Origin of the sequence: Bacillus cereus group sp. N31, from assembly GCF_016483245.1 — a bacterium.
Classification (GTDB): Bacteria; Bacillota; Bacilli; order Bacillales; family Bacillaceae_G; genus Bacillus_A; species Bacillus_A toyonensis.
This window is the reverse complement of sequence record NZ_JAEHCH010000006.1, coordinates 116,770-129,222: the sequence shown is the minus strand read 5'-3', so window position 1 is coordinate 129,222 and position 12,453 is coordinate 116,770. Positions and strand designations below refer to the sequence as shown.

Here is a 12,453-nt window from a genome sequence, read left to right as displayed (position 1 = left end):
TTATGGGATTTCATAGGAGGAAGCGGGATGAGTGAAACGCTACTCGTTATTATTAGTATATTGCTCTTTTTGATGTTACTTTTAATCGTCTTTTTTATCATTACATTTTTTATTAAAAAACGAACACATCATTCTATATTAAAATTGCATCCATACTTAGGTAGAATGCGCTATTTACTTGAAAAGATAGGGCCTGAATTTCGGCAATATTGGTTTGATCATGATACGGATGGAAAACCTTTCTCACGTTATGATTTTCAAAGTGTTATGTTTTTAGCGAAATATCGCTCTGAAATACTTGGTTTTGGATCGAAAAGAGATTTTGAAGCTTCTGGCTATTATATTGCTAATACATTATTTCCGATATTAACTGAGGAATTAAGTGTGAATCTTTCGCAAGAGCGGGAAGGTAAAAAGTACGTGATTCATAAAGAAGGATTATTTTCAAGAAGAGAAAAATTGACAGCGGATACAACAAATCTTTGGTTATACGAAGAAGACGATGCAATTACCGTCGGCGACAAACGCAAATATCCGTGGCAACTACATGGCATGTTTGGGGCGTCTGCGACTTCTTACGGCGCGATTGGAGAAAATTATATTTTAGCAAGTGGCTTTGGAGCGAAAATGGCAGGCGGATCATGGATTAATACAGGAGAAGGTGGCGTTATTCCAGAGCATTTACATACAGGGGCGAATATCGTTGCACAAATTGGTCCAGGGTTATTTGGATACCGTGATGAAGACGGGAATTTTTCAATGGGAAAATTTATGGAGAAAGCGAAAGAAAGTAATATTAAAGCATTCGAATTGAAATTTGGGCAAGGAGCTAAAATACGTGGTGGTCATTTAGAGGGACAAAAAGTAAATGAGAAAATTGCTTCTGTTCGCAACGTACGAAAGGGAGAGACGATTAATTCGCCGAATCGGTTTTCATTTTTAAAGAATGCAGCGGATACACTTTATTTTATTCAACAGTTGCAAGAAAATGGTGGTAAGCCAGTCGGGATGAAAATTGTAATTGGACAGCAGGAGCCTTTGGAAGATTTAATAAAAACAATGAAAGAACTAAACATTTACCCAGATTTTATTACAATAGACGGTTCAGAAGGCGGATCAGGGGCAACGTATAAATCGATGGCAGATAGCATGGGAATCCCTCTTATTCCTGCTTTACTTACATTTATCGATACAGCAAACCATTATGGTGTCCGTAACAAGTTTAAAGTATTTGCATCGGGTAAATTAATCACACCAGATAAAGTGGCGATTGCTTTAGCGATTGGGGCGGATGCTGTAAGTTCAGCCCGCGGTTTTATGATGGCGAGCGGTTGTATTATGGCGCTACAATGTAATTCCGGACAGTGTCCATCTGGTGTTGCGACGACGAATCCGCATTATCAAAAAGCGTTAGATCCGTATGAAAAGAAATGGCGAGTAATGAATTATATTATTAGTATGAGATATAGTTTATTTTCATTAGCGGCAGCGGCAGGAGTGAAGAGCCCGCGCCATTTGACGAGAGAGCACATTGTATTTAAAGATGAGATGGGGAGAGTAGTTCCTCTTTCGGAATTGTTTCCTATAGTAAATCAAACCTAAAAGTATATTTGACATGTAAGATTTTTTAAGGGGATAATCATATTTTTTAGAAAATATTAGGAGTATAATGGGAAAGTATTTTAAAAATGATTATTTTTAGGGAGAGATTCACTTGCAGCAAGGTTCGTACAGTATTACAATTTTTTTACTCGTCATAGGGCTCGTGATATTTAGACGTATGCGTTCTATGAATCGACCAATTAAAAATAAAGGAAGACGACTATTATTGCCATTATTCTTTTTATTACCAGGTTTTTCTTTATATGTGGCACCGATACAACTTGCTGGTTGGCAAATTGGGATAGCTGCTGGGATTGGACTGTTATTGTCAATTCCACTTATTATTTTAAGTGGGTATGAAGTCAGAGAAGATGGTCAAATTTATGCAAAAAAAAGTATTGCTTTTATTGCTACATTTTTAGTTATTGTTCTTTTACGTGCTTATTTTAGAAGACATTTACAAGGTTTAGATCCAAAGTCAATCGGCATTCTTTTCTATACTCTTGCGGTTGGTTACATAGTGCCTTGGCGTATTGGGTGCTATATGAAATTTCGGAAAGTATATGTAGAGAAAGAGAAATTTGCGATGCCAATAAGCTAAAAGTCATACATTCGTATGGCTTTTTTAATTTAAAATGAAATGAGTAACTTATTGACAATGAAAAATAAGTAACTTATAATAAATATTAAGTTCGAGATAAATAACATTTTAAATCAAGATTTATTATGATTATAGATCGAACAAATATTTTTTTGAGTATTATCTCGAATTCGAGATAATTTCTATAGGTTAGATAACTAATATGTGATTTTATAATTAATATCTCGAATTCGAGATAAATTATAATGACGGATTTTACTTTGCAGTATGGACAAAATGAATAGTGAATTTGAATGTAAAACAATTTTTATAATGAAATAAAAAAGGAGTGGAAGAAATGGAAAAGAAAACAATGGGGATCCATCATATTACAGCGATTGTAGGGCATCCGCAAGAAAATGTAGATTTTTATGCTGGTGTATTAGGGTTACGTCTAGTAAAACAAACAGTGAATTTTGATGATCCAGGTACGTACCATCTTTATTTTGGTAATGAAGGAGGAAAACCTGGGACGATTATTACGTTTTTTCCATGGGCAGGTGCTCGCCAAGGAATTATTGGAGACGGTCAAGTAGGAATTACTTCATATGTCGTACCAAAAGGTGCAATGGAGTTTTGGGAAAAGAGACTAGAAAAGTTTGATATTCCATATACAAAGGTGACTCGATTTGAGGAGCAGTATTTAGAATTTGATGATCCTCATGGTTTGCATATAGAATTAGTTGAAAGAGAAGAAGGCGAATTAAATAATTGGACTTTTGGAGAAGTTACGTCTGAAGTAGCAATTAAAGGATTTGGCGGTGCTGTTCTTTTATCTGCACAGCCTCAAAAAACGGCTGAATTGTTAGAGCATGTTATGGGTCTTGAGAAAATTGGAGAAGAGGGTGAATTTATTCGATTCAGTTCTTCTGCTGACATTGGAAATATTATCGATTTGAAAGTATCAACAATCGGTCGTGGCCAAATGGGCGTTGGTACAGTTCATCATATTGCTTGGAGAGCGAGTGACGATGCTGATCAACTAGACTGGAAAGAGCATGTGTCTCGTTTTGGATATCACGTAACTCCTGTACAAGACCGAAATTATTTTAACGCAATTTATTTTAGAGAACACGGCGAAATTTTATTTGAAATCGCAACAGATCCGCCTGGTTTCGCTCATGACGAATCGTTAGAGATGATGGGTGAGGAATTAAAGTTACCGGAACAATATGAACAACATAGAAAACAGATTGAACAAACGCTTTTACCATTTGAAGTGAGAAATTTAGATTAAAGTGATTGAAAGGGGAAAAGGATTATGATGAAACATGTTTTTCAAAAAGGAAAAGATACGTCAAAACCAGTGTTGTTATTACTTCATGGCACAGGTGGTAATGAATTAGATTTATTACCACTTGCAGAAATAATTGACCCGGAAGCTTCGGTATTAAGCGTTAGGGGAAATGTGTTAGAGAATGGGATGCCGCGTTTCTTCCGCCGATTAGCAGAAGGTATTTTTGATGAAGAGGATTTAATTTTCCGTACGAAGGAATTAAATGAATTTTTAGATGAATCGGCTAAAGAATATGAATTCGATAGAAATAACATTGTAGCTATCGGTTATTCGAATGGAGCAAATATTGCGGCTAGCTTATTATTCCATTACGAAAATGCGTTAAAAGGTGCTGTGCTTCATCACCCGATGGTACCTAGAAGGGGAATGCAATTAGCAAATTTAGCAGGGAAATCGGTATTTATTGCAGCTGGGACAAATGACCCGATTTGTTCATCAGCAGAGTCAGAGGAATTGAAGGTACTATTAGAAAATGCAAACGCTAATGTAACAATGCATTGGGAAAATAGAGGGCATCAATTAACAATGGGCGAAGTAGAAAAAGCAAAAGAGTGGTATAACAAAACGTTTTAAAAAAAGAAGCATCTGCTAACGATTAGCAGATGCTTCTTTTTATTTAAGACTGGATTGCAAGATGAGATGAAGAAAGTGGTAACTGAATATCGACGATAGTACCTTTATTTAATTCACTTGAAATGTGTAACTTACCATGATGTTCTTCAATTATTTTGTAGCATATCATTAATCCTAGTCCGGTACCCTTTTCTTTTAAACTATAAAATGGTTCGCCTAAACGAGAGATACGATTTTCTGGGATACCGCAACCTTCATCGATAATACGTATTAAGATAAAGGAATCTTCTACTGGTTTTGTTTGGATTAAAATATTTCCGCCATTTGGCATTGCTTCTATAGAATTTTTTAATATATTTATAAAAACTTGCTTTAATTGGTTACCATCACATTGAATATCATGTTTATAATCAAAATGATCCATAATGATATGAACACTATGCATAATAGCAGTCGGTAAAATAAATGTAACTACCTCTTCGATTAAAGTTTGTATGTTACAAGTTTGGATAGACAATACTTGTGGTTTAGACATTGCCATAAATTGACTCGTGATAGATTCCATTTGTGAAATTTCGCTTAACATCACATCGACATACCATTTATTTTCCGCATTTATTTCAGGGAGTAGTAATGTTAAAAAACCTTTTAGAGAAGTGAGCGGATTTCGAATTTCATGGGCAATTCCAGCTGTCAGTTGTCCGACTACTGCGAGCTTTTCTGATTTTCGTAATAGCTTTTCAGTTTCTTTTAGCTCGGTAACATCTCTTCCCATTACGATAAGACCTTTGCGGGAACCGTCGGGGTGATAAAGAGGGACTTTTGATATACTTAAGATTAAATCGGAATCATCCCTATGTATAATAAATTCTTCTCCGTGAAGAATTTGTCCTTGCTGCCATGCTAGTTCATCTACTTCTTCACAATGTAAAAAGGCTTCCCGGTAAGCTTCATTATATTGAATGAGTTCACTATCCTTTTTTCCACGATAAGGTACATGATGGAAATTGAAGCATGAAAGTGCATAGTCATTTGCTTCAAGCCAGCGTCCTTCATGATCCTTAAATATAACAAATGCAGGCATTGCATCCATTAATGTACGTAATCTTTTTTCGCTTTCTTTTAGCATTTTCTCAATTCTTTCAGATTTTTCAAGAGGCTTCATAATCGCATAGACACCTGTTAGACGGTTTTGGACAAAAATAGGAACTAGTTTTGTTACGACGTCTAATAAATATCCATTTTTATGATAAATAGATAAGATATATTCTTTTTGATTTTCCGCTTTAGTATTTTTTATATATTGTAATACTTGCTCAGAAATATGAGCTTCTAAAATAGAGGTAATGGTTTTCCATTCTAATTCTAAAGAAGTGTAACCAAGTATTCTTTCGGCAGAAGGATTGATATGTAGAATAACTCCTTCTAAATTGAGTGAAATAATACTATCAGGATTGTGTTCGAACAGAGATGCGTACATTTCTGTTAATGAACGGTCATGTATATGGTTTCGCAAACGTCCAGAAATGTTCGGATGACGTTTTCTTTGAGTTGATGAATATTTTTTACGACTCATAATATTTCCTCCGTACAACTAGCATCTAAAAAGATTTGTCTATTTATAACTATAATATAGGTGTAACCTATATTTCTATAAAAAATGAAAGTTCTGGGAGTAAATTTATTTTTTTTATTTATTCAAAGCATAAAACGCAGTAATAAGAGAAGCTTATATCGTTTTATTATTTTTTTGTAAGTTACATTGAAATGCTTTCGTTATAACATAAGGATAGAGGAGGGGATGGAAAGTGAAAAGTTATATTAGAGGGATTGATCATGTGCAAGTAGCTGCGCCTGTAGGGTGTGAAGAAGAGGCGCGTGATTTTTATGGGAATAAAATAGGTATGGAAGAAATTCCAAAGCCAGAAGAGCTGAAAAAACGAGGTGGATGTTGGTTTAAGTGTGGAAATCAAGAAGTTCATATTGGTGTTGAGCAGAACTTTACAGCAGCTAAAAAGGCTCATCCAGCTTTTTATGTGAATGAAATTAATGAATTTAAGCAAACATTGATAGAGCAAGGTGTTGAAGTGATTGATGATTATGCACGGCCAGATGTAATTCGATTTTCCGTGTCAGATCCATTTGGAAATCGAATTGAATTCATGCAAAATAAAGACTAGGTGGATTCCCACCTAGTCTTTAGCCTCTTCTGAAAAGTCCTAACACTTCTACAGTTTCTGTAATATTAACGAATGCATTCGGGTCGATTTCAGAAATTGTTAGTTTCATACTTGCTAATTCTTCACGAGAAACGACTGTCATAAGTACACGCTTTTTCTCGCTTGAATAAGCGCCTTCGCCATCAAGTAATGTGATTCCACGTACAACAGTTGAAAGAAGCTGTTTTTTCATTTTTTCTGCTTCATTTGTTACAATCATAAGTGTAACTTTACGATGTTTTGTATGAACAGCATCAATTACTTTACCAGTTACATAAATAGAAAGTAAGCTTGTAAGTGCAACATCCCAAGTGAAGAAGAATCCTGCGATTATTACAACGACTGTATTTAAAACAATAAGAAATCCGCCAAGTTTAATGTCTCGCTTGCGGGATAATAGCATACCGATAATATCAAACCCACCAGTGGATCCATTGCAGTTAAAAACAAGACCAATACCAGCTCCGGCGATGACACCTCCGAAGATAGAAGATAACAATGGATCTGTTGCTACGACTTTTACTGGAACATAGTATAAGGCAACAGATAAGACAACTACAGAGACAACTGTGTTGAAAATTATTTTTTTTCCAAGACCTATGTATCCTAAAATAAGGATAGGTAAGTTTAATACAAAGTTAATAATGCCTGTGTTTACAGGGGTTACAATCCCTAAAATAATAGCAATTCCGCCAATTCCACTACTTAAAATTTTGTGGGGGATAAGGAAAAGATTAAAGGCAACCGCAATAATAATAGAACCGATAATAACACCAAGGAATCTGACCATTTCTTTCCCGTCCTTCACTGAAAAATTCATATTATTTCAAGATTATATATGATATTGAAAGTTTTGGGTAAAAACAGTTTATTTTGGTAAATTAGATTAATCAAAAGAATTTGAGTATTTTATCATTTGAAAGGGGATACAGTTGTGAAGATAAAAACATATCAACAGAAAAGCCCGTTGAAGCAAGAATGTGAGGATTCTTATTTTTGTAATAAAGATAAAAAGATTTATGGTGTATGTGACGGTGCAACACCACTTGTCCCGTTTCGTGATGAAAAGGGACATAATGGAGCATACATCGCTTCGCATTTATTTGCAAGTTATTTTACTTCATTACGCGAAAATCATAGTTTACAAGCTTCAGTTGCAAAAGCAAATGAAGCACTGCAAAGCAAAATGTTGGAATATAAAGTAGATACGGGAAAGAAAGAGCATTTGTGGTGTACATGTATTGCGGCAATTCAAATAGATGGTGAGAAAATTGAATATGCACAGCTCGGGGACTGTATGATTGTCGTAACTTTTCAAAATGGAACGATGCAAGTAGTAACGAAAGACACAGTTAAAGGAATTAGTAAACGAGCAAAAAAGAAGAGGGAAGAAGATCGTAAGAAAGGTTTATCTGTGCCAGAAGAACATATTTTTCAAGATGTTCGAGAACAGTTGAAGTACAATCGTTATCTTGCAAATATGCCAAATGGTTATTCAGTTGCAAATGGAATGAAAGAAGCGATACATTATTTACAACATGGTGAATTACATATAGATGAAGTGAGTGGGATTTTTATTTGTTCAGACGGGTTATTCCACCCAGATTGGTCATTAGAACAAACTGTTGCATATGTAAGAAAGGATAGTATAAATGAATATGTAGCAATCATCGAAGAGCTGGAAGGGGAAAAGAGAATAAGACCAGATGATAAAACGATTATTATGATTGATTTTTAAGAGGAGGCAGTTCAAATGGAAATTAAACGTGTCAATCTAACATTTCAAGATGAATTAGTTCCTTTAGAAAAAGTAAATAAACTTATTATTCACCATACAGCTGAAGATGGATGGGATGTGTATAAAACGCATGAATTTCATCAAACTGTAAGAGGGTGGAGTGGGATTGGTTACAACTATTTTATCGAAGAGGACGGAATTGTAGTGGAAGGACGAGGTTTACATATTGGAGCGCATGCGAAAAATCATAACCGTCATACAATTGGAATATGTATGACGGGAAATTTTGATAAATACGATCCAACTCCTGCACAAGTGAATGCATTATATTCTTTATGTAAAATGTTTATGAAGCAATTTGCTGTAAAGAAAGAAAATATACTCGGTCATAGGGAGTTAGAAGGAGTTACAAAAAGCTGTCCTGGTAATCGTTTTTCTATGGTAGAGTTAAGGAAGATACTATCTTAAATATAGAGGAGTAACAACGATGATGAATATAAAAATACCAAATGATAAAAAAGAAGAGCTTGTAGCACAAATTCAGCAATTTTTTATGGAAGAAGATTTAGATGAAATTGGACGTTTCCAAGCAGAGCGTTTAATAGAAGAAATGATTAAATTAGTTGGACCATTTGCATATAATCAAGCAATTGGAGATGCAAGAAAGCTTGTAAGTGAGAAATTAACGAATATTGAAGAAGATTTATACGTGCTAGAGAAGAATGAAGGGAAATAAAAAAAGAGCCGATGGGCTCTTTTTTTATTTGATTGATAGCAAAAAAACATGGAGAAAACACGGAAAGGACATTGAAAATACACCTTTTATTTTTAGAATATTCTTAGTTTTAAAATACTTCAGAAAGGAAGAGTGTAATGAGATTAACGCCAAGAGAAATTGATAAACTGCTAGTAGTTGTTGCGGCTGATTTAGCTTATCGACGAAAGGAGAGGGGACTTAAGTTAAACTATCCAGAAAGTATCGCTATTATTACGTATGAAATTTTGGAAGGAGCAAGAGATGGTAAAAATGTAGCGGAATTAATGGAGCTTGGAAAAAACATTTTAAGTGCTGAAGATGTTATGGATGGTATTGCAGACATGATATCAGATATTCAAGTTGAGGCAACTTTTCCTGATGGAACAAAATTAGTAACTATTCATCAACCAATTCATTAAAGGAAGTGAATGTTATGATTCCAGGGCAATATATCCTTGCGAAAGAAGACATAGTATGTAATGAAAATAAAAAAGCAACGAAAGTCAAAGTGCTAAATCAGGGAGATAGACCTATTCAAATTGGATCTCATTACCACTTTTATGAAGTGAATGAGGCGTTAAAATTCAATCGTAGTGTAGCAATTGGACAACATTTAAATATTCCAGCAGGTACAGCCGTAAGATTTGAGCCTGGAGATGAAAAAACGATTGAATTAGTTCCATATTCAGGGGAACAAGAAGTATATGGATTTAAAAATAAAGTGGATGGCGATATTCAATCTTACACAAAAAGAGGGAGATAGCATGAGTTTTAAGATGTCACGTAAACAATATGCTGATTTATATGGTCCAACTACAGGAGATTCTATACGTTTAGCAGATACACAATTATTCGCACATGTTGATCGAAATGCCACTGTATATGGTGATGAAGCTGTCTTTGGTGGTGGAAAATCAATTAGGGATGGTATGGGACAAAATTCACAACTTACAAGAGAACAGGGGGTTGTGGATATTGTTATTACCAATGCAATTATTATTGATTATACAGGAGTATATAAAGCGGATATTGGTATAAAAGATGGAAAGATTTCAGCAATAGGTAAGAGTGGTAATCCTTCAGTTATGGATAACATTGATATCATCATTGGAACGTCAACGGAAGTAATTTCTGGTGAGCGAAAAATCGTTACAGCTGGAGGTATTGATACACATGTGCATTTCATATCCCCACAACAAATTGATACAGCGTTAGCTTCAGGTATAACTACACTAATCGGTGGAGGAACGGGGCCTGCGGAGGGTAGCAAGGCAACTACAGTAACACCTGGATCTTGGAATTTAAGAAAAATGTTAGAAGCTGCAGAAGCTTTTTCAATAAATATTGGTTTTTTAGGGAAAGGAAATAGCTCTAGTTTACCTGCCTTAGAAGAACAAATATTTGCAGGAGCTATCGGATTGAAAATTCATGAAGATTGGGGAGCGACTTCTTCAGCAATTAATCACTCGTTACAGATTGCTGATAAATATGATATTCAAGTCGCTATTCATACGGATACTTTAAATGAATGTGGTTTTGTGGAAGAAACAATAAAAGCTATTGATAATCGTGTTATTCATACGTACCACACTGAAGGAGCTGGAGGTGGGCATGCACCAGATATTATAAAGATTGCTGCGCTGAATAATATTTTACCATCTTCAACGAACCCGACCTTGCCATATACAGTAAATACGCTGGATGAACATTTAGATATGCTCATGGTATGTCATCATTTAAAAGCGAATATTCCAGAAGATGTAATGTTTGCAGATTCAAGGATTCGAAAAGAAACAATCGCGGCAGAGGATATTTTGCAAGATTTAGGGGTTTTCAGCATGATTAGCTCTGACTCACAGGCGATGGGAAGGGTTGGAGAGGTTATTATTCGCAATTGGCAAACCGCCGATAAAATGAAAAAGCAGATTGGTAGTTTAGAGGGAGATAAAGAATATAACGATAATAATAGAATTCAACGTTATATAGCTAAGTATACAATTAATCCAGCTATTACACATGGGATTTCAGAATATGTTGGCTCTATTGAAGTAGGAAAGTATGCAGACCTTGTAATATGGGATCCACAATTTTTCGGTGTTAAGCCAGATATGGTTTTGAAAAACGGGATGGTAGTGATGGCATTAATGGGAGACGAGAATGCTTCGATTCCTACCCCACAACCATATTATGAAAAAAAGATGTTTGGTGCATATGGAAAAGCAGTACAGTCAAGTTCGATTACATTTGTATCGAAAGTAGCTTATGAGAATAATATTAAAGAAAAATTAGGTTTAAATAAAGTTGTATTACCTGTTAAAAATACGAGAGAGATTTCGAAGCAAGATATGAAACTAAATAATGCAACACCAAAAATTGAAGTAGATCCGCAGACATATGAAGTGAAAGTTGATGGACAAATAATCACGTGTGAAGCAGTAGATATACTACCTATGGCCCAAAGATATTTTTTATTTTGATATAACGGGGGAGATAAAATGATTATTGAAAAAATTAATAACAACGTATGTAATATGAATGATTTCTCAAATACAAAAAAGCATCTTGATAAAATATTGATTTCTAGTGAGCTTTTACTGAAGAGGGTTCAGAAATTATATTCAGAATCTGGTTTTGAAATTGGGGTGTCTTTAGATAGTGGAGAAACATTAAAGAACGGTGATATTTTATATGAAGATGAACATCGAATTGTATATATTGAAGTATTACCAGAAGAGGTGATTGTAATTACTCCAACATCAATAAAAGAAATGGGAATTATTGCTCATAACTTAGGAAATAGACATTTACCAGCACAATTCGATGAAGGGTGCATGATTTTGGCAAATGACTACTTAGTAGAAGATTTACTTAAAAAGGAAGGTGTTCCTTATCAAAAAGAAAATAGAGTATTACCAAAACCATTCAAGCATGCTTCACACAAACATATTTAACCTACTTAACCTACTCCAAATTAGTGATTCGAACTTCCCAACAGGAAGTTTTAGTCACTCTTTTGGATTAGAAACATTTATTCAAGAGGGACAAGTTACAAATAAAGCCGAATTTTTCAAATGGGTTAATCGATATATAAAAGTCCAATTAACATACACGGACGGCTTAATTTGCAAATATACTTACGAAGCAATTAAGACTAATGAGGGAGAACAAATTACATTTTTAGATGATTTAATAACAGCACAAACAATGCCTTTTGAATGTAGAAAAGCAAATAGAATGATTAGTAAAAGTACTTCTAAATTATTGTGTGAATTGTTCTCATTTGTAAATTTAAATATATATAAAGAAAATATTATGGGGAATAAATTACAAGGTCATCCGAGTATCGTATACGGAATATTAGGTGCTGAATTGAAAATGACAATAGAAGAAACGCTCTTAGTTTTCTTATACTCAAGTGTTGGAAGTATAATTCAAAACGGTGTGAGAGCCATTCCTCTTGGACAAACAGATGGTCAAAAACTATTACAAGAATGCCATGAATTAATCTGTGAATCTATTGATAGAATTCAAATACTTTCATTAGAGGATTTTGGATTGAATGATCCTGAATTCGAAATAAATCAAATGCAACATGAAGATGTAAATGTAAGGGTCTTCATGTCATAG

General features: G+C 34.6%; 15 protein-coding genes. 13 read left to right on the top strand and 2 right to left on the bottom strand.

The features are described from left to right. Positions 1-27 precede the first annotated feature (27 nt). From JDS81_RS11010 to JDS81_RS10995, 4 genes are all read left to right on the top strand, one after another. A complete protein-coding gene (locus JDS81_RS11010) occupies positions 28-1,602 on the top strand; it encodes an FMN-binding glutamate synthase family protein (protein WP_097953705.1) in 1,575 nt (524 codons plus the stop codon). 112 nt (positions 1,603-1,714) lie between these two features. Beyond that, entirely contained in the window at positions 1,715-2,203 is a 489-nt protein-coding gene (locus JDS81_RS11005; protein WP_097953704.1) for a cytochrome c biogenesis protein CcdC, read from the top strand. A 337-nt stretch (positions 2,204-2,540) separates the two neighbouring features. Further along, a complete protein-coding gene (locus JDS81_RS11000; protein ID WP_097953703.1) occupies positions 2,541-3,479 on the top strand; it encodes a ring-cleaving dioxygenase in 939 nt (312 codons plus the stop codon). Positions 3,480-3,503: 24 nt separating this feature from the next. Further along, positions 3,504-4,112, top strand: a complete 609-nt coding sequence (locus JDS81_RS10995) for an alpha/beta hydrolase (RefSeq protein WP_097953702.1) — start codon at positions 3,504-3,506, stop codon at positions 4,110-4,112. Positions 4,113-4,155: 43 nt separating this feature from the next. On the opposite strand, the gene JDS81_RS10990 is transcribed toward JDS81_RS10995, so the two are convergent. Then, positions 4,156-5,688: a BA3702 family sensor histidine kinase gene (locus tag JDS81_RS10990; RefSeq protein WP_097953701.1), complete on the bottom strand. Its 1,533-nt coding sequence runs from the start codon at positions 5,686-5,688 to the stop codon at positions 4,156-4,158. A gap of 232 nt (positions 5,689-5,920) precedes the next feature. On the opposite strand from JDS81_RS10990, the gene JDS81_RS10985 reads away from it, so the two are divergent. After that, complete coding sequence (locus JDS81_RS10985; protein ID WP_097953700.1) at positions 5,921-6,292, top strand: VOC family protein; 372 nt, start codon at positions 5,921-5,923, stop codon at positions 6,290-6,292. Between the two features lie 19 nt (positions 6,293-6,311). On the opposite strand, the gene JDS81_RS10980 is transcribed toward JDS81_RS10985, so the two are convergent. After that, positions 6,312-7,121: a YitT family protein gene (locus tag JDS81_RS10980; RefSeq protein ID WP_097953699.1), complete on the bottom strand. Its 810-nt coding sequence runs from the start codon at positions 7,119-7,121 to the stop codon at positions 6,312-6,314. A 126-nt stretch (positions 7,122-7,247) separates the two neighbouring features. Here JDS81_RS10980 and JDS81_RS10975 point away from each other — a divergent pair, with 126 nt between their 5' ends. The 8 genes from JDS81_RS10975 (at position 7,248) to JDS81_RS10940 (ending at position 12,453) form a co-directional block, all read left to right on the top strand. Then, positions 7,248-8,069 carry a protein phosphatase 2C domain-containing protein gene (locus JDS81_RS10975; protein WP_141499447.1) on the top strand — a complete coding sequence of 274 codons (822 nt, stop codon included), beginning with the start codon at positions 7,248-7,250 and terminating at the stop codon, positions 8,067-8,069. A 15-nt stretch (positions 8,070-8,084) separates the two neighbouring features. Further along, a complete protein-coding gene (locus tag JDS81_RS10970) occupies positions 8,085-8,537 on the top strand; it encodes a peptidoglycan recognition protein family protein (protein ID WP_097953697.1) in 453 nt (150 codons plus the stop codon). A 19-nt stretch (positions 8,538-8,556) separates the two neighbouring features. Continuing rightward, a complete protein-coding gene (locus tag JDS81_RS10965) occupies positions 8,557-8,805 on the top strand; it encodes a DUF2164 domain-containing protein (RefSeq protein ID WP_000981064.1) in 249 nt (82 codons plus the stop codon). Between the two features lie 137 nt (positions 8,806-8,942). Beyond that, entirely contained in the window at positions 8,943-9,245 is a 303-nt protein-coding gene (locus JDS81_RS10960; protein ID WP_001241327.1) for an urease subunit gamma, read from the top strand. Positions 9,246-9,259: 14 nt separating this feature from the next. Beyond that, positions 9,260-9,589 carry an urease subunit beta gene (locus JDS81_RS10955; protein WP_097953696.1) on the top strand — a complete coding sequence of 110 codons (330 nt, stop codon included), beginning with the start codon at positions 9,260-9,262 and terminating at the stop codon, positions 9,587-9,589. A gap of 1 nt (position 9,590) precedes the next feature. After that, positions 9,591-11,303 carry an urease subunit alpha gene (ureC, locus tag JDS81_RS10950; protein ID WP_097953695.1) on the top strand — a complete coding sequence of 571 codons (1,713 nt, stop codon included), beginning with the start codon at positions 9,591-9,593 and terminating at the stop codon, positions 11,301-11,303. Between the two features lie 18 nt (positions 11,304-11,321). Next, on the top strand, positions 11,322-11,777 hold the full coding sequence (locus JDS81_RS10945) for an urease accessory protein UreE (RefSeq protein ID WP_097953694.1): 456 nt from the start codon (positions 11,322-11,324) through the stop codon (positions 11,775-11,777). Then, complete coding sequence (locus JDS81_RS10940) at positions 11,755-12,453, top strand: urease accessory protein UreF (RefSeq protein WP_097953693.1); 699 nt, start codon at positions 11,755-11,757, stop codon at positions 12,451-12,453. Before JDS81_RS10945 ends, JDS81_RS10940 begins: the two co-directional genes overlap by 23 nt.